The sequence below is a fragment of the Mesorhizobium sp. M1163 genome (assembly GCF_040318415.1).
GTDB lineage: Bacteria > Pseudomonadota > Alphaproteobacteria > Rhizobiales > Rhizobiaceae > Mesorhizobium.
In genome coordinates, this window is sequence record NZ_JAMYMF010000005.1 from 17,453 (window position 1) to 42,148 (window position 24,696).

At 62.8% G+C, this 24,696-nt stretch carries 25 protein-coding genes and 2 tRNA genes; 18 read left to right on the forward strand and 9 right to left on the reverse strand.

Annotated elements, in window-relative coordinates; all coding sequences use genetic code 11:
- Nucleotides 1-95 precede the first annotated feature (95 nt).
- From NKH43_RS06605 to NKH43_RS06660, 12 genes are all read left to right on the forward strand, one after another.
- Complete coding sequence (locus tag NKH43_RS06605) at nt 96-1,532, forward strand: FAD-binding oxidoreductase (RefSeq protein ID WP_352640086.1); 1,437 nt, start codon at nt 96-98, stop codon at nt 1,530-1,532.
- Nucleotides 1,529-2,269 (forward strand): FadR/GntR family transcriptional regulator, encoded by a 741-nt coding sequence (locus NKH43_RS06610; protein ID WP_352481187.1) that lies wholly within the window; start codon nt 1,529-1,531, stop codon nt 2,267-2,269. Before NKH43_RS06605 ends, NKH43_RS06610 begins: the two co-directional genes overlap by 4 nt.
- A 2-nt stretch (nt 2,270-2,271) precedes the next feature.
- Complete coding sequence (locus NKH43_RS06615; RefSeq protein ID WP_023717347.1) at nt 2,272-2,709, forward strand: VOC family protein; 438 nt, start codon at nt 2,272-2,274, stop codon at nt 2,707-2,709.
- 90 nt (nt 2,710-2,799) lie between these two features.
- Nucleotides 2,800-3,828: an ABC transporter substrate-binding protein gene (locus NKH43_RS06620; RefSeq protein ID WP_352481311.1), complete on the forward strand. Its 1,029-nt coding sequence runs from the start codon at nt 2,800-2,802 to the stop codon at nt 3,826-3,828.
- Nucleotides 3,828-4,601: an ABC transporter ATP-binding protein gene (locus tag NKH43_RS06625; protein ID WP_352857127.1), complete on the forward strand. Its 774-nt coding sequence runs from the start codon at nt 3,828-3,830 to the stop codon at nt 4,599-4,601. Before NKH43_RS06620 ends, NKH43_RS06625 begins: the two co-directional genes overlap by 1 nt.
- The gene (locus tag NKH43_RS06630; protein WP_352857129.1) at nt 4,598-5,353 is read left to right on the forward strand and encodes an ABC transporter permease; all 756 of its coding nucleotides are present in this window, start codon (nt 4,598-4,600) and stop codon (nt 5,351-5,353) included. The genes NKH43_RS06625 and NKH43_RS06630 overlap by 4 nt, the downstream gene beginning before the upstream one ends.
- A gap of 120 nt (nt 5,354-5,473) precedes the next feature.
- Nucleotides 5,474-6,640 (forward strand): ROK family transcriptional regulator, encoded by a 1,167-nt coding sequence (locus NKH43_RS06635; RefSeq protein WP_352857130.1) that lies wholly within the window; start codon nt 5,474-5,476, stop codon nt 6,638-6,640.
- Entirely contained in the window at nt 6,637-7,401 is a 765-nt protein-coding gene (locus NKH43_RS06640) for an ATP-binding cassette domain-containing protein (RefSeq protein ID WP_352857132.1), read from the forward strand. The genes NKH43_RS06635 and NKH43_RS06640 overlap by 4 nt, the downstream gene beginning before the upstream one ends.
- A gap of 39 nt (nt 7,402-7,440) precedes the next feature.
- The gene (locus NKH43_RS06645; RefSeq protein ID WP_352857134.1) at nt 7,441-8,481 is read left to right on the forward strand and encodes a sugar ABC transporter substrate-binding protein; all 1,041 of its coding nucleotides are present in this window, start codon (nt 7,441-7,443) and stop codon (nt 8,479-8,481) included.
- A gap of 163 nt (nt 8,482-8,644) precedes the next feature.
- Entirely contained in the window at nt 8,645-9,640 is a 996-nt protein-coding gene (locus NKH43_RS06650) for an ABC transporter permease (protein ID WP_031193507.1), read from the forward strand.
- A complete protein-coding gene (locus tag NKH43_RS06655) occupies nt 9,637-10,422 on the forward strand; it encodes an SDR family oxidoreductase (protein ID WP_352857136.1) in 786 nt (261 codons plus the stop codon). The genes NKH43_RS06650 and NKH43_RS06655 overlap by 4 nt, the downstream gene beginning before the upstream one ends.
- Nucleotides 10,419-11,066 (forward strand): GNAT family N-acetyltransferase, encoded by a 648-nt coding sequence (locus NKH43_RS06660; protein ID WP_352857138.1) that lies wholly within the window; start codon nt 10,419-10,421, stop codon nt 11,064-11,066. The genes NKH43_RS06655 and NKH43_RS06660 overlap by 4 nt, the downstream gene beginning before the upstream one ends.
- Nucleotides 11,067-11,151: 85 nt before the next feature.
- On the opposite strand, the gene NKH43_RS06665 is transcribed toward NKH43_RS06660, so the two are convergent.
- Complete coding sequence (locus NKH43_RS06665) at nt 11,152-11,478, reverse strand: hypothetical protein (RefSeq protein WP_352481194.1); 327 nt, start codon at nt 11,476-11,478, stop codon at nt 11,152-11,154.
- Nucleotides 11,479-11,778: 300 nt separating this feature from the next.
- Nucleotides 11,779-11,854 (reverse strand) — tRNA-Val (locus NKH43_RS06670).
- A gap of 217 nt (nt 11,855-12,071) precedes the next feature.
- Here NKH43_RS06670 and NKH43_RS06675 point away from each other — a divergent pair.
- Nucleotides 12,072-12,148 (forward strand) — tRNA-Asp (locus NKH43_RS06675).
- A gap of 92 nt (nt 12,149-12,240) precedes the next feature.
- On the opposite strand, the gene rbsK is transcribed toward NKH43_RS06675, so the two are convergent.
- Genes rbsK through NKH43_RS06690 form a run of 3 tightly spaced genes read right to left on the reverse strand, consistent with a single transcriptional unit; the run spans nt 12,241 to nt 14,714 of the window.
- Nucleotides 12,241-13,167, reverse strand: a complete 927-nt coding sequence (gene rbsK / locus NKH43_RS06680; RefSeq protein ID WP_352857140.1) for a ribokinase — start codon at nt 13,165-13,167, stop codon at nt 12,241-12,243.
- 4 nt (nt 13,168-13,171) lie between these two features.
- The gene (locus tag NKH43_RS06685; RefSeq protein WP_352640080.1) at nt 13,172-13,624 is read right to left on the reverse strand and encodes an RbsD/FucU family protein; all 453 of its coding nucleotides are present in this window, start codon (nt 13,622-13,624) and stop codon (nt 13,172-13,174) included.
- 31 nt (nt 13,625-13,655) lie between these two features.
- Nucleotides 13,656-14,714 carry an ABC transporter ATP-binding protein gene (locus NKH43_RS06690; protein ID WP_352857303.1) on the reverse strand — a complete coding sequence of 353 codons (1,059 nt, stop codon included), beginning with the start codon at nt 14,712-14,714 and terminating at the stop codon, nt 13,656-13,658.
- A 293-nt stretch (nt 14,715-15,007) separates the two neighbouring features.
- Here NKH43_RS06690 and NKH43_RS06695 point away from each other — a divergent pair, with 293 nt between their 5' ends.
- The 4 genes from NKH43_RS06695 (at nt 15,008) to NKH43_RS06710 (ending at nt 19,165) form a co-directional block, all read left to right on the forward strand.
- Nucleotides 15,008-16,672, forward strand: a complete 1,665-nt coding sequence (locus NKH43_RS06695; protein WP_023717335.1) for an ABC transporter substrate-binding protein — start codon at nt 15,008-15,010, stop codon at nt 16,670-16,672.
- Between the two features lie 128 nt (nt 16,673-16,800).
- Nucleotides 16,801-17,922 carry a carbohydrate ABC transporter permease gene (locus NKH43_RS06700; RefSeq protein WP_031193505.1) on the forward strand — a complete coding sequence of 374 codons (1,122 nt, stop codon included), beginning with the start codon at nt 16,801-16,803 and terminating at the stop codon, nt 17,920-17,922.
- 13 nt (nt 17,923-17,935) lie between these two features.
- Complete coding sequence (locus NKH43_RS06705) at nt 17,936-18,853, forward strand: carbohydrate ABC transporter permease (RefSeq protein ID WP_352456619.1); 918 nt, start codon at nt 17,936-17,938, stop codon at nt 18,851-18,853.
- 3 nt (nt 18,854-18,856) lie between these two features.
- On the forward strand, nt 18,857-19,165 hold the full coding sequence (locus NKH43_RS06710; RefSeq protein ID WP_023717332.1) for a hypothetical protein: 309 nt from the start codon (nt 18,857-18,859) through the stop codon (nt 19,163-19,165).
- A gap of 7 nt (nt 19,166-19,172) precedes the next feature.
- On the opposite strand, the gene NKH43_RS06715 is transcribed toward NKH43_RS06710, so the two are convergent.
- Nucleotides 19,173-19,916 (reverse strand): creatininase family protein, encoded by a 744-nt coding sequence (locus tag NKH43_RS06715; protein WP_352857142.1) that lies wholly within the window; start codon nt 19,914-19,916, stop codon nt 19,173-19,175.
- A 5-nt stretch (nt 19,917-19,921) separates the two neighbouring features.
- On the reverse strand, nt 19,922-20,488 hold the full coding sequence (locus NKH43_RS06720; RefSeq protein ID WP_023717330.1) for an SIS domain-containing protein: 567 nt from the start codon (nt 20,486-20,488) through the stop codon (nt 19,922-19,924).
- A gap of 184 nt (nt 20,489-20,672) precedes the next feature.
- Between NKH43_RS06720 and NKH43_RS06725 the strand changes: the two genes are divergently transcribed.
- A complete protein-coding gene (locus tag NKH43_RS06725; protein ID WP_352789589.1) occupies nt 20,673-21,695 on the forward strand; it encodes an aldo/keto reductase in 1,023 nt (340 codons plus the stop codon).
- Between the two features lie 88 nt (nt 21,696-21,783).
- Here NKH43_RS06725 and NKH43_RS06730 read toward each other — a convergent pair whose 3' ends face one another.
- Nucleotides 21,784-22,056 carry an HU family DNA-binding protein gene (locus tag NKH43_RS06730; RefSeq protein WP_006201846.1) on the reverse strand — a complete coding sequence of 91 codons (273 nt, stop codon included), beginning with the start codon at nt 22,054-22,056 and terminating at the stop codon, nt 21,784-21,786.
- A 196-nt stretch (nt 22,057-22,252) separates the two neighbouring features.
- Nucleotides 22,253-24,664 carry an endopeptidase La gene (lon, locus tag NKH43_RS06735; RefSeq protein WP_023674656.1) on the reverse strand — a complete coding sequence of 804 codons (2,412 nt, stop codon included), beginning with the start codon at nt 24,662-24,664 and terminating at the stop codon, nt 22,253-22,255.
- Nucleotides 24,665-24,696 lie beyond the last annotated feature (32 nt).

A 24,696-nucleotide genomic window follows, 5' to 3' on the forward strand; every position in this document is an offset into this window, starting at 1 on the left:
CTCCAGCCCTTGAGGGCCTCTGCCCCACAGCGTTGACTCCGACGCAGTTGTAGGATGATATGTATAAGCCTATGCCTCAGTCCAGCAGGCTTGTAATGACCGTTCATGGTATCCCGCCTGAAATTCTGAATGCTCTGGAGGGCGCTGTCGGACAAAGCGGCGTGACCGCCGACGCTGCCGGCATGGCGAAATACCTTTTGGACTGGTCCGGGGATCATCGCGGCGGAGCCCTTGCGGTGCTGAAGCCTGCTTCCGTCAGCGAAGTCCAGGCTGTGGCGCGGCTCTGCGGCACGCTCGGGCTCGGAATCATCCCACAGGGCGGGAACACGGGGCTGGTGGCGGGTGCAATCGACATCGACTCCCGTGGCGCGGTGGTCGTCAGTCTGGAGCGGTTGAACGGCATCCGTCTCGTCGACGCCGACAATTTCGTCCTGCAGGCCGATGCCGGCTGCATCCTGCAGCACATCAAGGATGCGGCAGAAGCAGAGGATTGCCTGTTTCCGCTGGCGCTCGGCGCGCAGGGAAGCTGCCAGATCGGCGGCAATGCGGCCAGCAATGCCGGCGGCACCAACGTGCTGCGCTATGGCATGGCGCGCGATATCATCCTCGGCCTCGAAGTCGTCCTGCCCGATGGCGAGTTGTGGAGCGGCTTTTCCGGTCTGCGCAAGGACAATCGAGGCTACGACCTGAAGCAGCTCTTCATCGGCAGCGAAGGAACGCTCGGCATCATCACCGGCGTCGAGCTCAAGCTGTTTCCGAAACCGGCCCGGGTCGAGACCGCTTATCTCGGTCTCGTTTCGTTCGAAGCGGCCATCACCCTGTTCCGGCAGGCTCGCCGGGCCTCATCCGATCTGATTTCGGCCTTCGAGATCATTGGATCGGAGTGCATCGCGCTCGCGCGCTTGATCGATGCCAACATCGTTTCGCCGGTCGAAGCTCCCGTCCACGTGCTGATCGAACTCTCCGCAAGTGCTACGGTCGATCTGCGCTCCATGCTGGTCGATTTCCTGGCCGGAGCCATTGAGAGCGGTCTGGTTGCCGAGGCCGTCCTTGCTGAAAGCGTCGCACAGGCTAGGGCCTTCTGGGCGATCCGCGAAGGGCTGGTCGAGGGCCAGGCAAGACGCGGCTACCATGTGCGCACCGACCTTGCGGTCAGGATATCGGACATCCCTGCCCTCATCGATCAGGCCCGCCAATTGGTGGCGCTGGAACATCCTGGTTGGCTGCCGCAGGCCTATGGTCATGCCGGCGACGGCAACATCCATTTCAACGTGCTGCCACCGCTTGGGCTCGCCGAGGGTGAAGCTCGTGCCCAGGGCGCGGAGATCACCGCCGGACTCTACCAGATCGTCGGCGCGCTTGGCGGCTCGATCAGCGCCGAGCACGGTATCGGCCGCACCCGTCATCGCACTTTCTGGGCCGGCCTGGCGCCTGCCCATCGCCGGCTCATCACGGCCCTCAAAACAACGATCGACCCTCAGGGGTCAATGAATCCCGGCTGCCTGCTGCCACCAATGGAGACCTTTCCATGAAGCAAAGACTGGCCGCTATCGGCACGGTGGAGGCGCTGCCGCATCGCGTCGCCGCATTCCTCAGCCGCGAGATCGAATCCGGCGACCTCAATCCGGGCACGCGGCTGCCGACCGAGCAGCAGCTCTCGGAAAAATTCGGCGTCAGTCGCAATGTGGTGCGCGAGGCGATCGCTCAACTCAGGGCCGATGGCATGATCGAAGCCCGGCAAGGCGTCGGCGCCTTCGTGCTGGCGCCGGAGCAGCGCGCCTCGATCCGGATCGATGGCGAGGCGCTGAAAGCGACCGGGAATATGGAGCGGCTGTTCGAGCTGCGTTGCATACTGGAAGCCGAGTCAGCTGCGCTCGCCGCCGAACGGCGCGGGCAGGAGCACCTCGACGCAATCAAGGCGGCGCTAGACCGGATGAGCGGCGAGGAGCGCTGGGAAGAAGGCAGCATCGACGCCGACCTTTTGTTCCATCGCGAGATCGCACGGGCGACCGGCAACAATTACATCCACACCTTTATCTCCTTCGTTTGCGAGCAGATCCGCCGCTCGATCCACTACGCGCGCCTCACCAATCCGCTGCACGACCTGGTCGAAGTCAATGTCGGGGAGCATGTGCGCATCTACGAGGCGCTGGTCGCGGGCGATCCCACGGCCGCCGAGGCGGCGATGCGCGCCCACATCGTCGGCGCCGCCGACCGCGTCGGCGTCAAACTGCCAGCATCGCGCGCCGCGCACAGCACAGGGAGGTAGCCATGCCGGTCGGAGGCGCATATGCGATTTCGGACGTCTGCCTGCTCGTCGAAAATATCGAGCGGACGGTTGAATTCTATGTCGAAAAACTCGGCTTCCGCCTGCGGCGTCGCGCCGAGGGCTTTGCCGACTTTCATGGCGAGGGCGTCACGCTGGCGGCGTGGGAGATCGATCACATCAACCGGCACACCGGCGTCTCGAAGTTGAGGTCGCCGCGCCAGGCGCACAAGGTCTGCGTGGCGGTCAGGCTAGACGCGCCCGGCGAGATCGACCGGCTCCATGGCGAACTGGCAGCCAAGGGCGTGCCCTTCTACGGCCCGCCGGAGGATTATGTCTGGAACGCGCGCTGCGCATATTTCACCGATCCCGACGACACGCTTTGGGAACTATACGCCTGGCTCGACGGCGGCCCCGGCGACTATCACGACGAACAGCCGTAGACGACGCCGCGCCACGGGAACGGCGCGCAATGAAGAGACGAGAACGTCTTGCAACAGGAGCAAAAAATGAGTGGGAACAGAGACTACGACATGAACCGCCGCAGCTTCGTGAAAGCCGGCTTCGCCGCTGTCGCGGCAGCTTCGGCCGGAATGCAGCTCGTGCTGACGCCGGGCGCCAAGGCTGCCGGAAAGGTCGTCATCCAGTATGATTGGCTGATGTCCAACGGACAGATTGGCGACATCGCCGCGGTCGCCAACGGCTATTTCAAGGAGGTGGGCCTCGAGGTGGAATTCAGCCCGGGCGGTCCCAATGCGGCGACGGTGCCGCCGGTGATTTCGGGCGCCGCCCAACTCGGCCAGTTTTCCGAAACGCCGCAGCTCTACGCGGCGCGTGCCAGCGGCGTGCCGGTGAAGATCATCGCCTGTGGCTTCCGCACCGGTCCCTATGCCTTCACCTCGAAGCCTGCCAAGCCGATCCGCGGCGTGGCCGACCTCAAGGGCAAAAAGATCGGCATCCAGCCGACGGCGCGCTTCGTCATCGATGAGATCCTGGCCAAGAACGGCATTGATCCGTCCGAGGTCACCGTCGTCAATGTCGGCTTCGACAAGGCGCCGCTGGTGCGCGGCGACGTCGACGCGATTGGCGGATGGATCACCAACACCCAGGCGCTGAGCGTCGTCGGCGACGACAGGATCGATCTTCTGGTGCGCGACCTCGGGCTGAACTCCTATGCCGACGTCTATTTCGCTACCGACACAGCGATCGAACAGGATGCGGAAATGCTGGCGAAATTCATCGGCGCCGTCGCCAAGGGCTGGGGCTGGGTGCACGCCAATCCGCAGGAAGCCGTCAAGAAGATGGTCGAAGCCTATCCGGAAATGGACCTTGGCTGGGAGCAGAAGACGATCAATCTGGTGCTGAAACTCTCCTTTGACGGTGCAACCGCCAAGGACGGATGGGGAACCTTCGATCCCGCCTCGATCGAGGAGCAGCTGGCGCTGCTGGACAAGGTCGGCCAATACCCGAACGGCCGGCCCGCGGCAGCCGATGTCTACACCACCAAGATACTCGAATTGTCGGCCGCCGACCGACCCAAGCTCGACGCGCCCGCCGCTTGATGGCGAAGGCGATCGAGGCCCGCAGGCTGGATGTCGGCTATAGCGGCCGGCAGCCGGTGGTGAAAGTGCTCTCCGGTCTCGACCTGTCGGTCGAGGCCGGCTCCTTCCTGTCGATCCTTGGACCTTCGGGATGCGGCAAGTCGACCCTGCTCCGCGTAGTCGCGGACCTGCTCGATCCGCTCGGCGGCTCGATCACCGTGCTTGGCGACACACCGCATGCTGTCCGTTCGCGGCGCGATGTCGGTTTCGTCTTCCAGGACTCGACCCTGCTGCCCTGGCGCACCGTGCGCGACAACGTCCGCCTGCCGCTCGATGTCGGACAAGGCCGGCTTACCCGGACAATAGACGATCGAACCGACGAGCTGCTTGATCTGATGGGGCTTGCCGGGTTCGGTGAGCGTCTGCCGCACCAATTGTCCGGCGGCCAGCGCCAGCGCGTGGCGATCGCCCGGTCACTGCTCGGGCAACCCAGGCTGCTTTTGATGGACGAGCCCTTCGGTGCGCTGGACGAGATCACCCGCGACCGCCTCAACGACGAGCTTTTGTCGTTGTGGCGGCGCACCGGCGCGACCATCCTTTTCGTTACTCATTCGATCGCCGAAGCCGCCTATCTCGGAGAACGGGTCATCGTTCTCGCCGCCAATCCGGGCCGCCTGGCGAGAGACCTCGACATGCGGCCGTTCAAGCAGGCAGGCAACCGCTGTTCGCGCGAGGATCCGGCGATCGTTGCCGCGATGGCCGAACTGCGCGGCGCGCTGGAACAGGCCTCATGAGGCAGGCGCCCTTGCCATCGGCGCTGGCCGTCGCCCTGCCCGTTTTTGGCGCGGCCTCGATCCTGCTCGCCTGGCAGTTCCTGCTGCCATGGCTCGGCGTGCCGGCCTATATCGTACCGACGCCGACGGCCATATCAGGCGTGTTCCGGAAGAGTCTTGCTTTGCTGCTCAGCAATCTCTGGCCGACGCTGATCGAGGCGCTGGCGGGATTTGTCATCGGCAATCTTGCCGGTGTGCTGCTGGCGGTGCTGTTCGTGCACAGCCGCATCCTGCAGGCGGCCTATTTTCCGGTCGTGCTGTTCTTCAACACCATTCCCATCCTGGCGCTGTCGCCGATTATCATCCTGATCTTCGGGCTCGGCATGACGCCGAAGATCGTGATCGCGGCGGTGATCTGCTTCTTCCCGACGCTGGTCAACATGATCCGCGGGCTGGACTCGGCTAGCGACAACGAGCACGAACTGTTCCGGGTGCTATCGGCTACGCGCTGGGAGATCTTCTGGAGCCTGCGCCTGCCAAGAGCATTGCCGATGCTGTTCTCCTCGCTGAGAATTGCTTCGGCCACGGCCGTGATCGGCACTATTGTCGGCGAGTGGATCGGGTCGGATAAGGGCCTCGGCGCGCTCATCATCCAGGCGACCTTTAACTATCAGTCGGACCGGCTCTATGCGGCAATCGTGCTGTCGTCGTCCTTGTCGATCGCGATGTTCTCAATCGTGGTTCTGCTGGAGCGCCGTGCCATCCGCTATTGACCATTCCGTCGAGCGGCCATCCGCCAGGTTCGCTGTGCGCGGGCTGTAAATTTATTTTTGAATTCCATTTGACTGAATAAATCTTCGGTGCCAGTCTGGCCTCTCTCGAGGGCGCAAGGCATGGCACTGCGGGGAACCAATCAGGAGTTCGGGCGGCCGTACAACCGGCGCATCGTGCTCGAATCCATTCGCCTTCACGGGCCGATCGCCCGCGGCGACATTGCCAGGCGGGTCGGGCTCACCGTGCAGACGGTGTCGACCATCGTTCGCGAGCTGGAAGAGCACGGTTACGTGTTGTCGCTGCGCGAAGAGCCCAAGGGGCGCGGACTGCCCCCGGCAACGCTGCGGATCAATCCGGAAGGCGGCTATGCCGTCGGCATTCACGTCACCCCGCTCGGCATCAATGCCGCGCTGATCAACCTCAGCGGCGATGTCATCGAGAGCAGCTACCGCGAGGCCCCAAATGCAACGCCCGGCCACGCCTTCGAGCTGATCGGCGCCATGGTGCTCGAATTGACAGCACTGCGGCCCGGTGGCCGCGTCCTCGGCATCGGCATGGCGTTGCCCGGGCCGTTTGGCGTGGAGTCCATGAGCTTTGTCGGTCCGACCACCATGACCGGCTGGAAGGATGTGGCGCTGCGCGAGCGGCTGGCCGCCTCGACCGGGCTGCCGGCCTTTTTCGAAACCGACATGGCGGCGGCTGCCATCGGCGAGCGCCTCTATGGCCTCGGCACGGCCTATTCCGAATATTACTATCTCTATTTCGGTGTCGGCCTCGGCGGCGTCATGGTGCATGACGGAGCCGCATTGCGCGGCGCCTGGGGCAATGCCGGCGAAATCGGCCACATTCCCGCGGTGCCGGGCGGCGAGCCCTGCCCGTGCGGCAATCGCGGCTGCCTCGAACGGTATCTTTCGCTCGAGGCGCTGCGGCGCCGCAACGTCGCCAACGCCGACTGGGTGAGCGAGATCGCGCCGATCTTCCGCAACGCCATCACCATCATCGAAAACCTGTTCGACCCCGAAACCATCATCCTTGGCGGGCTGGCCTCCACCGACCTGCTCGAAAGACTGGCCGGCGCGGCCGCGCACCTGCCCAACTCGGTCTCGGCGCGAAGCGACCGTACAACGCCCCGCGTCAGTGTCGCGCGCGGCGGCCAGCATGCGGTCTTGCGCGGCGCCGCCGCGCTTGCCGTCTCAGGGGTGCTTTCGCCACGCTTCGGCCAGATCTTCACCGCCGAACGCGAACGCGGGCGGGATCTCTTGCATAACAAGGGGATCGCGGCATGAGCGAACCGCTGCTGGTGCTCGATAACGTTGCCAAGAATTACGGTGCCATCGAAGCACTGAAAGGCATCAGCTTTTCGATCGGCAAGGGCGAAGTGGTGGCGCTGCTCGGCGACAACGGCGCCGGCAAATCGACGCTGGTCAAGATCATTGCCGGCGGGCTCGAGCCGACCTCCGGCCGCATGCTGTTCGAAGGCAAGGAATTCCTCGCCAAATCCCCTGCCGAGGCCAAGGCCGCGGGGATCGAGACCGTCTACCAGGACCTGTCGCTTTGCACCAATGTCGACGTGGTCGCCAATTTCTTCATGGGCCGCGAGATCACCAGGAAGGTTCTCGGCATTCCGGTGCTCGACGAGCGCGCCATGGAGCAGGTGGTGCAAAAGGCATTGGCCAGCGCCGGCACCCGCATTCCCTCGCTTCGCACCAATGTCGAGCACCTCTCCGGCGGTCAGCGGCAGGCCATCGAGCTCAACCGGTTCGTGCATTTTGGCGGCAAGCTGGTGCTTCTCGACGAGCCGTTCGCAGCGCTCGGCGTCGAGCAGACGCGGCGCGGCCTCGACATGATCCGCCAGGTGGCGAGCCAGGGTATCGGCGTCGTCATCATCACCCATATCATGCAACAGGCCTTCCAGGTCGCCGACCGGATCGTGGTGATCCGGCAAGGCGTCGTGGCTGGCGATGTCGCACGCAGCAAAACAAGTCCCGACGCGGTGATCAACATGATCACCGGAGAGACGCTCGCCGGTGCCGGACCGGCGAGCTGAGGGACAAATGAGGGGTCCGGCGCAAGAGGAGCGAACGACATGAAGAAAATACTTCTTTCCGTCTTCGGTATCCTGGCACTGGCCTTTGCCACGCTCACGCCGGCATTCGCTCAGTCCAAGGGCACCGTCTACTACATGGTGCCGACACTGCTCGATGAGTTCCAGACCGGCTCGGTGAGCGCGCTGGAATTGTTCCTGAAGCAGGTCGGCTACGAGATGAAGACGCTGAACGCCGACAACAAGACCGACGCTCAGCAATCGCAGATGAACGACGTCATCGCGCTGAAGCCGTCGGCGATCATCCTTGCCGCCGTCGATTTCAATGCGTTGAAACCGTCGATCGAGGCCGCCCGTGCCGCCGGCATCCCGGTCGTCGAGTTCGACCGCCAGATCACCTCGACGCCTTCCGACTTCACCTCGGTGGCCGGAACCGTCGAGATCGGCTACGTCGCCGCCGATCAGGCGCAAAAACTCCTGACCGCGAAGAACGGCTCGGTGAAAGGCAAGATCCTGCAGGTGCTCGGCGATCCGGGCGACCCCTACACGCTCGACATCCAGAAGGGTTTCGAGGAGAAGATGAAGGCGTTCCCGGACGTCAAGATCATCTCGCTGCCGGCCATGCAATGGGCGGCGGATGCAGCCGGGACCATCGTCAACGACCAGCTGCTCGCCAACCCCGACATCGACCTGATCTTCAGCCACGCCGCGCATCTTTCGGTCGCTGCCGTCGCCTCGCTCGAGGCCGCCGGCAAGAAACCGGGCGACGTCATGCTGATGAGTTCGAACGGTGCTCCGGTCGGCCTCGACCTGATCCGCAAGGGCTGGCTTAATGTCGAAGTCGAGCAGCCGCTCTACGCCCAGGCCGCGGCGGTCGCCATGTTCATGGACAAGGTGGTCAACAAGCAGGAGATCAAGCCCGGCGAATATGATGTGCTTGGCCTGAAATCGATCCTGACCAAGGAAGCGTGGGGGCCGAACATCAAGATCCCCGGCGCTGCGATCACCAAGGAAAATGTCGATAACCCGGCCTTCTGGGGCAACATGAAGCCGCCGACCGAAACCATAAAGCCGGTCGAATAGCGAACTCGCCAGAAGCTCCGGGCCACACAGGGCCCGGGGCCAACCCTGCAGCCCTGGTGCGTTCGAACGGACGCGCACGGGAACGTTGCAGCAATTTTCAACCGCGCCTGATCTTTCCGAAAACCGAGTGGTTTTTCGGGGTCGGCGCCAACCGGATCCGCAGATGAACCCCCGCACGCGCCAAACCCTCGAGTTCATCCTCGACAATCTTGTCTGGTTCATGCTGGTCTTCGTGCTGGTGGTCTTTTCCATCCTCATCCCGAACTATTTTCAGCTCGGCATCTTCGCCAACATCATCGAGGCCTCGAGCGTGCTCGGCGTCATGTCGATCGGCCTGGCGCTGGTTATCATCGCCGGCCATATGGACCTATCGGTCGAGTCGGTGGCGGCGCTCAGCGCCATGGCGGTCGGCATCCTGTTCTGCTCGTCGGGCATCGGCCTTGGCATCCAGTTGCAGCCGCAATGGCTGATGGTTCCGGTTTCGCTGCTCATCGCGCTTGCCGTCGGCGGCCTCATCGGCGCCTTCAACGGCTATCTGGTGGTCAGGGTGAAGATGAGCGCCTTCATCATCACGCTGGCCTCCTACATCTGGGTGCGCGGCCTGGTGCTGGTCATCTCCGGTGGCCGCTCGGCACAAGACCTTGCGCCGGCAATCCGCTGGTTCGGCATCCAGCGCCTGGGCGGCCTGCCGCTGACTGCCTGGATCGCCATTGCGTGCTTCGTGGTGTTCTCGCTGATCATGGCCAAGACGCCCTTCGGCAGGCACCTGGTCATGATCGGCGGCAACGAGACGGCGACGTTCCGCGCCGGCATCCGCGTCAACCGCAACCTGGTCATAGCCTTCGTTCTGGCCGGCGCCATCGCCGGCCTTGCCGGCTGGCTGCTGGCAATCCGCACCTCCGGCGCCACCGCCAATCTCGGCGTCGGCCTGTTGTTCAACGCCTTCGCCGCGGTCGTCATCGGCGGCGTCAGCCTGAAAGGCGGCGTCGGCACCTTGCCCGGCGTCTATGCCGGCGTGCTGCTGCTCTCGGCCATCAATACGGCGATCAATTTGATGGGCCTGCCGGCCAACTTCACCCAGGTGATCCACGGCCTGCTCGTCCTCGCCGCCGTGCTGCTCGACGCCTTCAAGCAAACCATCCGCCAGAGGCTCGCATGACCGGCCGACCGCAAACCGGTAGACTTTTCGGTAAGGTGGCGCTGATCATCGGTGCGGCCCGCGGCATCGGCAAGGCGATCGCACAACGCTTTGCCGAAGAGGGCGCGACGCTTGTCCTGGCCGATACCGAGGTTGAGGCCGGGCAAGCGACTGCGGACGAGCTCGGCGCCGCCTTCATTCGCACCGACATCTCGCAGATGGCCGATGCGCAAGCCGCCGTGGCGCTGGCGCTCGAGCGTCACGGCCGGCTCGACGTCATGGTCCAGAATGCCGGCATCTATCCCTGGCAATTGCTGGAAAACACCAGTCCCGATGACTGGGACCGGGTCATGGCGGTGAATTTGCGCGGCAGCTTTGTCGCCGCACGCGCGGCGCTGGTGCCGATGAAGGCACAGCGTTTTGGCCGCATGCTGTTCACCTCCTCGATCACCGGCCCGCATGTCACCAGTCCCGGCCACGGCCATTATTCGGCGACCAAGGCCGGCATCAACGGGCTGATCCGTTCGGCTGCGCTCGAATTCTCCGGCTACGGCATCACCGTCAACGGTGTCGAGCCCGGCAACATCCTCACCGAAGGCATAGAGCAGCATCGCGGTGCGGTCTTCATCAAGAACATGGAAGACGCCATCCCGCTCGGCCACCTCGGCAGCCCGCGCGACGTGGCCAACGCCTTCCTGTTCCTGGCCTCGGATGACGCCAGCTACATCACCGGCACGACCATCATCGTCGACGGCGGGCAGCTTTTGCCCGAGGGCAAGGATTTCCGGCTGCTGCCGCCATGATCGTCGATTTCGGCGGCGGTTTCTTCCTGCGCCGGGCGACCGCCGCCGATCGTGCAGCGCTTGCCGCAATCTGTCTCAAGACCGGCGACGCCGGCAAGGACGCCAGCGGCCGCGAGGACGACCCGGAACTGCTCGGTCTCCTCTACACCGTTCCTTACCAGGTGCTCGAACCCGAACTGGCCTTCATAGTCGACAGCCCCTCAGGCGCCGCCGGCTATCTGCTTGGCGCAGCCGACACAGCTGCTTTCAATGCCAGCCTGGCATCGAACTGGTATCCCGACCTGCAGCGGCGCGTGACCGACCCCGGACCCGACAGCTCACGCTGGCGCGGCAGCGACTGGGCGCGGCACCGGATCCATCATCCCGATTTCGCTGTTCCGTCTGCAGTGGCCGCCTATCCGTCGCACGGCCACATCGACCTGTTGCCGCAAGCGCGCAGGAAACGCATCGGCAGGCGCGCGATGGAATTTCTCGAGCAGCGCCTTGCCGCGAGCGGCTCAACCGGCATTCACCTCGAGGTCATGCCGCAGAATGATGATGCGCGAAGGTTCTACAAGGCGATCGGGTTTGAGGTGGTGCAGGTGCCGAAGCGTTGTGTTTATGTGGCGAAACGGCTTGCTCAGGCTCCGGCGATTGCAGGCTGAGCTGCGGCAAGCAATCGCTCAAGTTGCATAGAACCGGGAGGTTTCAACACAGTCCGGGCTAGTTCCAGTCTTGGCGGAGTGTCTACTAGTTCGGTGTGGGCGGCAGAGGAACATGCGCAACCGTTTCTCCCGCCACAATCGAGAACACATAGAGCAGATAGATAGCTAATACCAATAGCGCGAGGAATGAGCCATTGGCGAAAATTCCTGCAACCGTGGTGCTGCGATAAGGTTCAACTGTTGCCTTCTTAAGGATATCTTCTTCGCTGCGGGTTGTCTTCACAACCTGTTCGCCTGGAAGCCGGTTTTTTTCAGCCTCCTTCGATATCTTATCCGCGAGATCTCCTGCGATCACGGCATCATCCGGAAGATGACTCGTAAGCCATCCAGGAATATTTTCGCTCCCGCCCATGCCCATGTGCAAGTAAGATTCAGCTTTCTTTTGTGCTCCGTTAAGTTACTGCATGTTTTAGCTTTCGGCAATCGTTTGCCTTATGGCGAAACAGCAGATCAGACTTAAGCCCCTACGGAAAGGCGTTTTTGATCAGACCAAAGTCCTAGTGGCGTGGCGGTCACATGTGTCTCACCTGGGCCGCGAAGCATTTGCGGGCGGACATACGGCACAACAGCGAAGCCGTTGGTTGCGATCAGAGGTTGCGCCGGGCGGGTCAGCTTGGGCGGTGTAGCCCCTGATTGAACACATTGAGGAAAATGGTGGGCGATGACGGGCTCGAACCGCCGACATCTTCGGTGTAAACGAAGCGCTCTACCAACTGAGCTAATCGCCCGCTCCGGGCCGGACCTTTAAGCAGTTAGGACCGGCTTCGCAAGGCCAAATGAGCGGCCAGCGGCTTGGCCGGGAGCCGGTTTCGGCGACAAAGTTCCGCTTGTCAAAAAACCTTCTGCTGTTTGCTGTTATGCTGTCCGGGTCCGCTTGACACCCGGTGGCTTACCCCTTATCCACCGCCCCAACGACGAACACGGCTGACACGTGCTCGTCCATGCGCGGGTGTAGCTCAGTTGGTTAGAGTGCCGGCCTGTCACGCCGGAGGTCGCGGGTTCGAGCCCCGTCACTCGCGCCATTTCTCCTTCGGGCCACGGCCCTTGGTGTCGGAGAAATGTCGACGTTGATTTGTCAAAAACCGTCTTCGTTCATGATGTAATCCATACGGTCTCACCCCCTCGCCAGCAGCGCCTCGACTTCCTGCAGCGTCGGCATGGACGGCGCGGTGCCCGGGCGCGTCACCGAGATGCCGGCGACGGCGCAGGCGAAGCGCACCGCCTGCACGGGTTCGATCCCTCTCGACAGCGCCGCCGCCAGGCCGCCATTGAAGGCGTCGCCCGCGCCGGTGGTCTCGATGACCGGGCCGGCAGCGACCGCCGCGACATGCTCGGATCGATCGGCCGTGTGCAGCAGCGCACCCTTTTCACCAAGCGTCACGATGACCGCGCCAACGCCCTTCTCCAGCAGGCTGTCGGCGGCACGGCGGGCATCGTCGATCGAGGACACCTTGATGCCGGTCAGTTCCTCGGCCTCGGTTTCGTTCGGCGTGACATAGTCGCACAGCGTATAGATGCGATCCGGAAGCTTTGCCGCCGGCGCCGGGTTGAGGATGGTGGTCACCCCTGCCCCGCGCGCGATCTCCAGCGCCCATAGCGCCGCCTCGATCGGCTGCTCGAGCTGGGTGACGAAGACGCCGGCCGCGCGGATCAGGCCGGCATTGGCCTCGATATCGGCGGGCGAAATCAGCATGGCCGCACCGGGACTGACGATAATGGCGTTGTTGCCGCTCGTCTCCTCGATGAAGATATAGGCGGCGCCGGTGTAGCTTTCCGGCGTGTCGATGACGGCGCTCTTCACGCCGGCCTGCGACCAGGTCTGTCTCGCCATATCGGCAAAGGGATCGACGCCGAGGCGGGTCAGGAAGGTGACATCGGCGCCGAGCCGGCCGGCCGCTACCGCCTGATTCGAGCCCTTGCCGCCGGGGCCGAGCGCGAAGGACGTGCCCAGGATAGTCTCGCCCATGCGAGGCTGGCGGGCGGCGCGGTAGGCCGTGTCGGCGACGAAGACACCCAGTATGACGATCGGTCTGCCCGGCATGTCGCTACTCCGCATCCGGCGGCACGACGCCCTTGCGGAATGCGAAGCAGCCATAGAAGCGGCGCTCGCCAGTCTGGATGACGCAATAAGCCTTCTTGGCGCGCTCGTAGAAGGCGTAGCGCTCGACCGAGATCATCGGCCAGGCCTTGCCCTCGGCGGCATCGATCTCTTTTTGCACTTCCTGCTGCACGGCGGGAATCTCGTCCGGCTTGCCGACGATTTCCATGCGCGCGGCGGCATCGTCGACGAAGGTGTCCAGCGGATAAAGCGACAGCACCGCCTTGACGACCTCCGCTGCCGATGCGTCGATGCGCAGCAGCTTGCCAAGCACGGTCTGGCGCGCCACCGAATCGGATGGGAAATTGGTGTCGGCGATAATCAGATCGTCGCCGTGTCCCATCGCCCGCAGCGCCTGCAGCACATCGGCATTGAGCAGGGGATTGAGTCCTTTGAGCATGGTATTCCTCGCGAGGTTTGCTGGGGCGAAATCAGAGCCGCTTGCCGGTCTCTGCGTCGAAGAGATGCACCTGGTCGAGCCGCGGTTTCAGGTGCAGGGTGTCGCCCGGCTTGAAGTCGTGGCGCTCACGGAACAGCGCCACCATCTCGCCCTCGCCGAAGCGCAGGAACACGAGAGTCTCGGAACCGGTCGGCTCGACCACCGAAATCATCGCCGGAACACCATCTGGATGGATTTCGAGATGCTCGGGCCGCACGCCGTAGACGACATTGCGGCCATCTTCCACGGTATTGCTCGATGCGATCGGGAACGGCCTCCTGGCGATCTCGACGACCGGCCTGTCGCCCTTGCGCACGACGCCCTTGAGCAGGTTCATCGAGGGCGAGCCGATGAAGCCGGCGACAAACAGGTTGGCCGGCCGGTCGAACAATTCCAGCGGCGCGCCGACCTGTTCGATGCGACCATCGCGCATCACCACGATCTTGTCGGCCATGGTCATGGCCTCGATCTGGTCGTGGGTGACGTAGATGGTGGTGGTCTTCAGTCGTTGGTGCAGTTCCTTGATCTCGGTGCGCATCTGGACACGCAGCTTGGCATCGAGATTGGAGAGCGGCTCGTCGAACAGGAACACCTGCGGGTTGCGCACGATGGCGCGACCCATGGCGACGCGCTGGCGCTGGCCGCCCGAGAGCTGGCGCGGATAGCGCTTGAGGTAGGGGTTGAGGTCGAGGATGTCGGCGGCGCGCTTGACCCGCTCAGTGACCACCGCCGGATCAGTTTTGCGCAGCTTGAGAGCAAAGGCCATGTTCTGCTCGACCGTCTTGTGCGGATAGAGCGCGTAGTTCTGGAACACCATGGCGATGTCGCGCTTGGCCGGCGGCAAATGGTTGACGACGCGCTCGCCGATGGCGATGGTGCCGCCGGAAACCGTTTCCAGCCCGGCCACCATCCTCAGCAGCGTGGACTTGCCGCAGCCGGAAGGCCCGACCAGCACCACGAACTGTCCGTCGGCGATGTCGACGCTGACATCGTGCAGAACCTTGACGGTTCCGAACGCCTTGGCCACATTGCGGATCGCGACTTGAGCCATCATTCCCCCTTCAGTTGCCGTGAAGCTAAACAACGCAAACGGCGAGGGCAAGTCGGTCTCTTATAGATAAAAAACCCATTCACGTTGACACCGCACTTCGTTGTGCGAATAGTGACAGTGCCCGGCCTATGACCCTGTTCCGGGCGCACCGGTACGCTTGTCCGGCACTGAATGCCAAGCGTCGCGGGAGGGAGAATTCGGGCCGCTATTTACGGGAGTCGCTGTCGTTGGGGAACATAATCGGCGCTCCACCATCTGAACCAATTCACGATTGATCTTCTGGGAGGAACGAGATGAAAGTCAGCCTTTATAACCAACTTGTCCGCGCCGGGGCCACCCGCCGCGACGTGCTGAAGGGAGCGGCCAGCATGGCCGCCCTCGCCGCGGCCTCAAGCGCCGGACTTGGTGCCCTGACGCGCCCGGCTGCGGCCGCCGATGACCTGCGCGCGCAGATCCTGCAGATCCCGGGCGTCGGCAAGGGTCAGCCGACCGATGCCGATTTCCAGCAGGTCGGCGAGCTTTGCCTGGGCGCCACCAAGGCCAATGTCAAGGAAGGCGAATTCGCCGGTGTCGAACTCACCTTCATGGGCCTCAACAATCAGAACCTGCACAATGTGCTGTTTCGCGGCTTCCTGAAGCCGTGGGAGACCTATACCGGCGCCAAGATCAACTGGATCGACCTGGCGCAGGCTGACTACAACGCCCGCCTGCAGCAGTCGATTGCGACCGGCACCGTCGATTTCGACATCATCGAAATGGGAGCACCGTTCGAAGGCGACGTCTGCGGCAAGGGTCTCACCTCCGAGATGCCGGACTGGGTCAAGGACCAGATCGACATGAAGGACGTCGTGGCCTATCTGCAGCCGCCGGTCGGCACCTGGGACGGCAAGCAATATCGCGTCACCGTTGACGGCGACGCGCATAACTTCAACTACCGCACCGACGTGTTCGCCGATGCCGACCTCGCCAAAGCCTGGAAGGACGGCGGCGGAGAAGGCGAATGGGGCGTGCCGAAGACCTGGCAGCAGGTGCAGGCGGTGACGAAATTCCTCAAGGGCAAGCAGGTGAACGGCCAGGATGTCTTTGGCTACCTCGATGCGCCCAAGCCCTGGGGCGGTTTCGGCTTCTATTTCCTCGGCAGCCGCGCCAGCGCCTACGCCAAGCATCCCGATGACAAGGCATGGCTGTTCGATGCCGACACGATGAAGCCGCGCGTCAACAATCCGGCATGGGTGCGGGCGATCCAGGACGTCATCGATGCCCTGCCCTCCGAACCTGCCGACCAGATCAACGCCGACCCGAATACCACCGCCTTCCAGCAATTCCTGGCAGGCACCGGTTCGATGGTCACCTGGTGGGGCGACGTCGGTTCGAACGTCAAGACCAACGATTCCTCGGTCGTCGGCGACATCACCGGCTTCTCGATCCTGCCGGGCTCGGACGATGTCTACAACTCCAAGACCGGCCAGTGGGACAAGCTCGCCAGCGGGCCGAACCATGCGCCGAACTGCGCCTATCTCGGCTGGGGCGTCTATGTCATGGCCCGCGTCGACGGCGACGAAAAGAAGAAGAAGGCGGCCTGGTCTGCCGCCGCCCATCTCGGCGGCAAGGACCTGTCGCTCTGGTGCGCGGCCTATCCGTCGGGTTTCCAGCCCTATCGCAACTCGCATTTCAACATTCCGGAATGGGTGGCGGCGGGCTACGACGAGGCGTTCATCACCTCGTATCTGAAGTCGGAAGCCGACAGCTACAACCATCCGAACGCGGCGATCGAGCCGCGTATCCCCGGCATCTTCCAGTATTACAGCGCCGCCGAGGACATTTTGGCCAACACCTTTGCCGGCAAGATGAAGGCGCAGGAAGGCGCCGACGCCATCGCAGCCGCCTGGGAGAAGCTGACCGACCAGATCGGCCGCGACAACCAGATCAAGCTCTACAAGGCCTCACTCGGCATGTAGGTTGAGATAGTGAAACTTGGTCCGGCGGCGTACAGCCGCCGGACCTCCCCTTGACCGACTTGGCCTCGACCGGCTCGGCCGGTCATCGAGCCTCCTGTGAACGGGCAAGACGCGTGGCTGACCGGACCCTGGCTGACCAGACTCTGTCGACAAGTGAATGGCCGGCAGGCGCCGTGCCATCCGACCTGATACCGCGGAGCCGCAAACGGCTTGGCTGGGCGCTGATGGCTGCTGCAACGCTAGGCCTTCTGGCGGTGATTGCGCTGCAGATCCTTTACAAGAGCGATGTCGACACTATCGGCTTCGAGACGTGGCGGCCGGTGGTCTACGCCTATGTGCTGTGGGGTGTCGCGCTCGGCATCGGCCAGGTGCTGACGCGCGGCGAGGATGGCCAGCGCGCGTTGTTCCTGCTGCCGGCGCTGCTGTTCACCATTGCCATGGTGATCTTCCCGACATTGTTCGGCTTCTACATCGCGCTGACCGACTGGAACCTCAGTTCCTTCAGCGGCCGGCAGTTCAACGGGCTCGACAATTTCTGGCAGATGCTGAACGACGCCTATTATCGCAACGCCCTGTTCAACATGGTGCTCTACGTGCTGGCCGTGTTCGTCGAATATGTCATCGCCTTTGGCCTGGCGCTGCTGCTCAACGCGCAGATCCGGGCGCGAAAATTCTTCCGCGTCGTCTTTCTCATGCCCCTGATGCTGTCGCCGGTGGCTGTGTCGTGGATGATCGGCAAGTCGCTGATGGAATACCGCTTCGGGCCGGCCGCAACGCTGGCGCGGCATCTCGGCTGGGAAAACCCGGCCTTCTTCTCCAATCCGATCACCGCCCGCATCTCGATCATGGTGCTCGATGCCTGGACGTTCATCCCGTTCATGATGATCATGCTGCTTGCCGGCCTGCAGGCGATGTCGCGCGAGGTGCTCGAGGCAGCGCGTGTCGATGGCGCCACCGCCTGGCAGACCTTCTGGCAGGTCACCTTCCCGCTGATGCTGCCGGTCTCGGTGACGGCGGTCATCCTGCGCATCATCTTCAAGCTGAAGCTCGCCGATATCATCATCACCGTTACCTCCGGCGGCCCGGGCGGCGCGACTGATTCGGTGTCGAGCTTCATCTACCGCGAATATCGCGACCGTTCGAATGTCGGCTACGGCACGATGCTGGCGATGGCCTATTTGATCATCATCATCGTGTTTGTGACCTGGCTACTGAAATTCGCCAGCCGCTTCGTGCGCAACGTCAACTGATCGGGCCGGCAAGATGAGCGTTCAAACCACCGACTTTGCCGCCTCCGAAATCCGCTCGCCGGCGGCGTTCTTCGCCAACCGCGTCTTCATCTACGGTGCCCTCATCTTCTGGGCCTTTATCTGCCTGTTCCCAATCTATTGGACGATAACCACCTCGTTCAAGACCGCGGTCGACGTCACCCAGGGCCATCTGATCCCGTTCGTCGATTTCAAACCCGACTGGAAGGGCTGGCGTTCGCTTGGCCTGTCGCCGGACTCGATCTTTCGGACGTCGACGGTGCGCGACGAATTCATCAAGCGCTTCATGAATTCGGTCATCACTTCGGTCGGCGCGTCGACCCTCGCCATCGTCATCGGCAGCCTCGCCGCCTATGGGCTGACCCGCTATCGTTACAAGTTCGCCTGGTTCAGGAACGAGGACATTTCCTTCTTCTTCCTCTCGCAGTTGATCCTGCCGCCGGTGGTATTGGCCCTGCCCTTCCTCGTGCTCTACCGGGAAGTCGGCCTGCTCGACACGCGCGTCGGGCTGATCCTGCTCTACACGCTGATGGTACTGCCGATCGTCATCTGGATCATGCGCGACCAGTTCAATTCGATCCCTGTCGAGCTGGAGGAGGCAGCACTCGTCGATGGCCTGTCGATCTGGGGTGCCTTCTTGCGCATCGTCATGCCGATCGCGCTGCCGGGCATGGTCGCGGCCTTCATCCTGGCGATGGTGCTGTGCTGGAACGAGTATTTCTTCGCCGCGCTTTTGACCTCGACCGATGCCAAGACCATTCCTGTCATGGTGGCGAGCCAGACCGGCTCACAAGGCATCAACTGGTGGTCGATGGCAGCGCTTGCCACCGCGGCCATCACACCGCTCGCCGTCATCGGCATTGCGCTCGAGCGTTACCTGATCATGGGCATGACGGCGGGCGCGGTGAAATAGGCGATGGCCAACAAATACTGGTTCGCACGCAACAGGCGCGGCAGCGGCTACGCCAAAGGCGTGATGCCGATCAGTTGGGAAGGCCGGGCCGTAGTCGCCGGTTTTGTGATGGCGATGATTGCCGGCGGCTTGATCATGCTGCTTCTCGGCCTCTACGCGAACCTGATGGCACTCGGCATCGTGATTTACGTCCTGCTGGCTATCTGCGGCGCCGGCACGTTCATCTGGGCTGCGGCGACCAAGGTCGATCCCGAAAAGACCATGGCCGACTATCAGGCGGAAAGGCTAAGAGCCCGGTCGTCCGGGATCTAGACAGCACCTAACCCAAAAGTGTTGCCCGCAAATGATCGAGGATCATGGCAACCCCTTTTTGCCCCAGTTCCGCCGAGGCTTCGGGCGCACTTGCCGTGTACCAGCCGGTGTTGTCGGCGAAGCGGCCCGCATCCACCGCTTCCGGGCACAGCGCCAGCATCAGTGACGTCTCGCCGGTGCCGGCATGGTCGAACGGGTACTGGCTGTGCATTGAAGCCGGCATCAGCGGATGCACCTGTACCCAGTTGAAGAAATTGCTGCCCTCGGCGTGCTCGGCATAATAGTCAGCCATCGCCGCAGAGCCCCACCAGCCTTCGCCGCGTTCTTTCTCCAGGAAGCGGAAGATCGCTTGTCGGCCGGCGGCCTTGAAGGCGAGATCGGTTGGCATGCCGGCAGCAAAATTCTCGGTTTGGTGGTGAATGATGGCGTGGATGTTGCGGAAGCCAATGCGCAGCAAGCTGTAGAACAATTCTTCCGCAAATGGCGCCAGCACATTGCCGCCGACCTGCACCGAGCCGCTGCCTTCCGGCGCCGCAACGGCATAGCTTGCCGCGCCGTAATAGAAGGGCGGCAGAATGACGATTTCGGCCTCCGTTTCGAACAGTTCCAGGCTCTTGACCACGGCCAGCGTGTCCATGCCGACGGCCATGTGCTCGCCGTGATATTCGAGCACACCGAGCGGCAACACGACCGGCCGGTTCTCGGCGATCGCCTTGCGGATATGGTGCGGCAGCATCAGTTCGTAGCGCATGACACCTACTCCATATTGGTGTGGCGGGCGCGCATCGCTTCCGGCGAGACGCCGGTCAGATCCCTGAGCTTCAGCACCATCACTTCGAAGAGGACGAACAGCGCGCCTTCGAACACCGAGCCCATCGGCAGGACGGATGTCTTTTCCGGACCCTGGTCGTCGGCCATGGTCTGAGCCGGGATAAGCAGCGTGAAGTCGGCCAGCTTCGCGGCAGTGCTGTCGGCTTGCGCGGTGAGCAGCAGGACGACGGCACCGGCCTCGCGCGCGACCCGCATCAAGGTCAGCACCGTCGATGTCTCGCCCGGGCCGGAGCTGGCGAGGAAGACATCGCCCGCGCCCAGCGGCGGCGTGGTCATGTCGCCGACGACCGACACCGGCAGACCGAGATGGTAGAGCCGCATGGCAAAACCCTGGACCTGCAGCGCCTCGCGGCCGCAGCCATAGGTGACGATCTTTTTCGCGCCGGCCAAGATGGCGCAAGCCGCGTCAATGCGGCTTTCGTTGATACGCTCCAGCACGGTGCCAAGCTCGCTCAGCGCAATCCCAAACAGGTTTTCGCCGTCGTCCGTCATGACATTTGCACCAGCTTGCAGGTACCGGAGAACCACATGAACATCTCAGTCACATTTGCCCCGAACAGCTTGTTTTCATTCATGCTATCACCGCGAAAATTGGTGTCCAACGACACGCAGTGCTTTTGATGCGCTACAGCCGTGATAGTGTCACGGCAAATCGTAAATGAGGAAACGACAGCATATGAAGACACGGCATTTCGACCGCATCGGCAATGGCGGCATCAACTTCACCGAGCTCGGCTTCGGCACCGCGCCGCTCGGCAATCTCTATCGCGCCGTGTCCGATGAGGATGCCAATGCCACGCTGGAGGCGGCATGGCGGGTCGGCTGCCGCTACTACGACACAGCACCGCTCTATGGGCTCGGCCTCGCAGAAACGCGGCTTAATCCGTTCCTGCGTTCGAAGAGGCGCGACGACTACGTGCTGTCGAGCAAGGTCGGGCGCATCATGCGCGCCTGCCCGCCGGAACAGCGCACCGGCATCGGCAAGTTCTTCGACACGCCGTCGCGCCGCGAGGTCTACGACTACAGCTATGACGGCGTCATGCGCTCGTTCGAAGCCTCGCTGGAACGGCTCGGCGTCGACCGCATCGACATCCTCTTCGTGCACGATGTCGATATCTTCACTCATGGCAGCAAGGAAGCCTCGGACCAGCGCATCCAGGAATTCATGAGCTCCGGCTACTATGGATTGCTGGCACTGCGCGACCAGGGCGTAATCGAGGCGTTCGGCGGCGGCATCAATGAGTGGCCGGTTGCCCAGACGCTGGCCGAGCGCGGCGATTTCGACCTGTTTCTGCTTGCCGGGCGCTATACGCTGCTGGAGCAGGAGGCGCTGCAGTCTTTCCTGCCTCTATGCCAGCAACGCGGCATCGGCATCGTTCTCGGCGGGCCGTACAATTCCGGCATTCTGGCAACCGGGCCGAAGCCCGGCGCCTACTACAATTATTCGGAAGCGCCGCAGGATATCATGGACCGCGTCACCCGCATCGAGGCCGTCTGCAAGCGCCACGGCGTGCGCCTGATCGAGGCGGCGCTGCAGTTCCCGCTGTTGCATCCTTCGGTCGTGTCGGTAATCCCGGGTGGCCAGCGGCCGGGCGAAGTCGAAAGCAATCGCTCGCTGCTCGACGCGAAGCTGCCATCAGCGCTGTGGGCCGATCTCAAGACAGAAGGCTTGATGCGCACGGATGCGCCGACGGCATAGCGCCGCCTTTTCCAACGACACCGCGGGCACAGAAAAGAAAAACCGGATATGCCGGCTTTTCTTTTCTCTGAAAGACTTAAGGAGGCGCTTAGTTGACCGCGTCCTTGAGGCCCTTGCCGGCCGAGAACTTCGGCACGGTGCGCGCCGGGATCTTCACTTCCGCACCGGTCTGCGGATTGCGGCCGGTCGACGCGGCGCGTTTTGACACGGTGAAATTTCCGAAGCCGACAAGCCGGACATCGCCGCCCTTTTTCAGTTCGCCGGTGATGACGGAAAACACCGCATCAACCGCCGACTGCGCGTCACCCTTCGAAATACTCGCGGCATCGGCGACAGCGGACACCAGTTCGTTCTTGTTCATAAAAATTCCCTTCCATGAGAAAACCGGAACACTCGACTCATCCGGCAGGAAACGGACTTTAGAAAGAAGCGCTCCGGCAACCAAGTCGAAAAGCGCCAAGAAAGTCGAAAAAAGCCCGGAAATCCGGGGTTCTTCACATGAAAAAGCCGGGCTCAAGGCCCGGCTCTCTCTTTGTGCATTGCAACTTTAGCAAGAACTAATGCGCCAGCGATTTACCAGCCTCGTCTCCGACATCGACCACGGCCGGCGCATTGACGGGTTCGACCCACTGGATCGGTTCCGGCATGCGCACCAGCGCATGGCGCAACACTTCACCAACGCGTGAGACCGGAATGATTTCCATGCCGCTCTTCACGTTCTCCGGAATCTCCGCCAGATCCTTAGCGTTCTCTTCCGGGATCAGCACCTTCTTGATGCCGCCGCGCAGTGCGGCAAGCAGCTTTTCCTTAAGGCCGCCGATCGGCAGCACCCTGCCGCGCAGCGTGATCTCGCCGGTCATCGCCACATCGGCCTTGACCGGGATACCGGTCAACACCGAGACGATCGCCGTCGCCATCGCCACGCCAGCCGACGGTCCGTCCTTAGGCGTTGCGCCTTCTGGCACGTGCACGTGGATATCGCGCTTGTCGAACAGCGGCGGCTCGACGCCGAAATCGATGGCCCGCGAGCGGACGTAAGAGGCCGCCGCCGAGATCGATTCCTTCATCACGTCGCGCAGATTGCCGGTCACCGTCATGCGGCCCTTGCCGGGCATCATGACGCCTTCCACCGTCAACAGCTCGCCGCCGACTTCCGTCCAGGCGAGCCCGGTGACCACGCCGACCTGATCGTCGCTCTCGACCTGGCCGAAGCGGAAGCGCGGAACACCAAGGTAATCGGCAAGATTGTCCGCCGTGATGTTGATCGTCTTCTTCTTCGTCTTCAGGATCTCGGTCACCGCCTTGCGCCCGAGCTTCATCAGCTCGCGCTCCAGGCTCCTGACGCCCGCTTCACGGGTGTAGGTCTGGATGATGCCGCGGATCGCGTCCTCGCCGACGGAGAACTCCTTCGGCTGCAACGCGTGGTCGCGGATCACCTTGGGCATCAGGTGACGCTTGGCGATTTCGATCTTCTCGTCCTCGGTGTAACCGGCGATACGGATGATCTCCATGCGGTCCATCAAGGGCGCAGGGATGTTCAGCGTGTTCGCCGTCGTCACGAACATCACGCTCGACAGGTCGTATTCGACCTCGAGGTAATGGTCCATGAACGTCGAGTTCTGCTCGGGATCGAGCACCTCGAGCAAAGCCGATGACGGATCGCCGCGGAAATCCTGGCCCATCTTGTCGATCTCGTCGAGCAGGAAGAGCGGGTTGGATTTCTTCGCCTTCTTCATCGACTGGATGACCTTGCCGGGCATCGAGCCGATATAGGTGCGGCGGTGACCACGGATCTCGGCCTCGTCGCGCACGCCGCCCAGCGCCATGCGGATGAACTCACGACCGGTCGCCTTGGCGATCGACTTGCCGAGCGAGGTCTTGCCGACGCCGGGAGGTCCGACGAGGCACAGGATCGGCCCCTTCAGCTTCTTCTGGCGGCTCTGCACGGCGAGGTATTCGACGATGCGGTCCTTGACCTTGTCGAGGCCGAAATGATCCGTATCGAGCACGTTCTGGGCAAAGGCCAGATCCTGCTTGACCTTGGAGTTCCTGCCCCACGGGATCGACAGCAGCCAGTCGAGATAGTTGCGCACGACGGTCGATTCAGCCGACATCGGCGACATCGTCCGCAGCTTCTTCAGTTCGGCTTCTGCCTTTTCGCGGGCCTCCTTGGAGAGCTTGGTCTTCTTGATGCGCGCCTCGATCTCGGCGGCCTCGTCGCGGCCGTCCTCGCCTTCGCCGAGCTCCTTCTGGATCGCCTTCATCTGCTCGTTGAGGTAGTATTCGCGCTGCGTCTTCTCCATCTGGCGCTTGACGCGCGAGCGGATGCGCTTCTCGACCTGGAGCACCGAGATTTCGGCTTCCATGAAGCCCATCGCCTTCTCCAGCCGTTCCTTGACGGAAAGCGTGGCGAGCATCTCCTGCTTCTCGGGGATCTTGATGGCAAGATGCGAAGCGACCGTGTCGGCGAGCTTGGAATAGTCGTCGATCTGGCTGGCGGCACCCACCACTTCGGGCGAGATCTTCTTGTTCAGCTTGACGTAGTTCTCGAAGTCGGTGACGACGGAACGGGCCAGCGCCTCGACCTCGACCTCTTCCTCCTCCGGTTCGACCAGCGCCGCAGCACGGGCTTCATGGAAGTCGGGACGGTCGGTGAACGCGACGATTTTCGCGCGCGAGGCGCCTTCGACCAGCACCTTCACGGTGCCGTCCGGCAGTTTCAGCAATTGCAGCACATTGGCGAGCGTGCCGATGTCAAAGATGGCATCGGGCTCCGGATCGTCGTCGGCGGCATTCATCTGGGTCGCAAGCAGGATCTGCTTTTCCTGACCCATCACTTCTTCCAGCGCCTTGATCGACTTTTCACGCCCGACGAAGAGCGGAACGATCATGTGCGGGAACACCACGATGTCGCGCAGTGGGAGGACTGCGAAGACGCCGTCGCTGGGAGCCTTGGATAATTTGGCCATTGTCCAACCTTTCATGTCGCGGCCGCCAATCG

What these genes read in the sequence shown, in the direction of transcription:
- NKH43_RS06605 (WP_352640086.1), top strand. Translation starts at nt 96, where the DNA reads ATGACCGTTCATGGTATCCCGCCTGAAATTCTGAATGCTCTGGAGGGC.
- NKH43_RS06610 (WP_352481187.1), top strand. Translation starts at nt 1,529, where the DNA reads ATGAAGCAAAGACTGGCCGCTATCGGCACGGTGGAGGCGCTGCCGCAT.
- NKH43_RS06615 (WP_023717347.1), top strand. Translation starts at nt 2,272, where the DNA reads ATGCCGGTCGGAGGCGCATATGCGATTTCGGACGTCTGCCTGCTCGTC.
- NKH43_RS06620 (WP_352481311.1), top strand. Translation starts at nt 2,800, where the DNA reads ATGAACCGCCGCAGCTTCGTGAAAGCCGGCTTCGCCGCTGTCGCGGCA.
- NKH43_RS06625 (WP_352857127.1), top strand. Translation starts at nt 3,828, where the DNA reads ATGGCGAAGGCGATCGAGGCCCGCAGGCTGGATGTCGGCTATAGCGGC.
- NKH43_RS06630 (WP_352857129.1), top strand. Translation starts at nt 4,598, where the DNA reads ATGAGGCAGGCGCCCTTGCCATCGGCGCTGGCCGTCGCCCTGCCCGTT.
- NKH43_RS06635 (WP_352857130.1), top strand. Translation starts at nt 5,474, where the DNA reads ATGGCACTGCGGGGAACCAATCAGGAGTTCGGGCGGCCGTACAACCGG.
- NKH43_RS06640 (WP_352857132.1), top strand. Translation starts at nt 6,637, where the DNA reads ATGAGCGAACCGCTGCTGGTGCTCGATAACGTTGCCAAGAATTACGGT.
- NKH43_RS06645 (WP_352857134.1), top strand. Translation starts at nt 7,441, where the DNA reads ATGAAGAAAATACTTCTTTCCGTCTTCGGTATCCTGGCACTGGCCTTT.
- NKH43_RS06650 (WP_031193507.1), top strand. Translation starts at nt 8,645, where the DNA reads ATGAACCCCCGCACGCGCCAAACCCTCGAGTTCATCCTCGACAATCTT.
- NKH43_RS06655 (WP_352857136.1), top strand. Translation starts at nt 9,637, where the DNA reads ATGACCGGCCGACCGCAAACCGGTAGACTTTTCGGTAAGGTGGCGCTG.
- NKH43_RS06660 (WP_352857138.1), top strand. Translation starts at nt 10,419, where the DNA reads ATGATCGTCGATTTCGGCGGCGGTTTCTTCCTGCGCCGGGCGACCGCC.
- NKH43_RS06665 (WP_352481194.1), bottom strand. Translation starts at nt 11,478, where the DNA reads ATGGGCGGGAGCGAAAATATTCCTGGATGGCTTACGAGTCATCTTCCG.
- rbsK (WP_352857140.1), bottom strand. Translation starts at nt 13,167, where the DNA reads ATGCCGGGCAGACCGATCGTCATACTGGGTGTCTTCGTCGCCGACACG.
- NKH43_RS06685 (WP_352640080.1), bottom strand. Translation starts at nt 13,624, where the DNA reads ATGCTCAAAGGACTCAATCCCCTGCTCAATGCCGATGTGCTGCAGGCG.
- NKH43_RS06690 (WP_352857303.1), bottom strand. Translation starts at nt 14,714, where the DNA reads ATGGCTCAAGTCGCGATCCGCAATGTGGCCAAGGCGTTCGGAACCGTC.
- NKH43_RS06695 (WP_023717335.1), top strand. Translation starts at nt 15,008, where the DNA reads ATGAAAGTCAGCCTTTATAACCAACTTGTCCGCGCCGGGGCCACCCGC.
- NKH43_RS06705 (WP_352456619.1), top strand. Translation starts at nt 17,936, where the DNA reads ATGAGCGTTCAAACCACCGACTTTGCCGCCTCCGAAATCCGCTCGCCG.
- NKH43_RS06710 (WP_023717332.1), top strand. Translation starts at nt 18,857, where the DNA reads ATGGCCAACAAATACTGGTTCGCACGCAACAGGCGCGGCAGCGGCTAC.
- NKH43_RS06715 (WP_352857142.1), bottom strand. Translation starts at nt 19,916, where the DNA reads ATGCGCTACGAACTGATGCTGCCGCACCATATCCGCAAGGCGATCGCC.
- NKH43_RS06720 (WP_023717330.1), bottom strand. Translation starts at nt 20,488, where the DNA reads ATGACGGACGACGGCGAAAACCTGTTTGGGATTGCGCTGAGCGAGCTT.
- NKH43_RS06725 (WP_352789589.1), top strand. Translation starts at nt 20,673, where the DNA reads ATGAAGACACGGCATTTCGACCGCATCGGCAATGGCGGCATCAACTTC.
- NKH43_RS06730 (WP_006201846.1), bottom strand. Translation starts at nt 22,056, where the DNA reads ATGAACAAGAACGAACTGGTGTCCGCTGTCGCCGATGCCGCGAGTATT.
- lon (WP_023674656.1), bottom strand. Translation starts at nt 24,664, where the DNA reads ATGGCCAAATTATCCAAGGCTCCCAGCGACGGCGTCTTCGCAGTCCTC.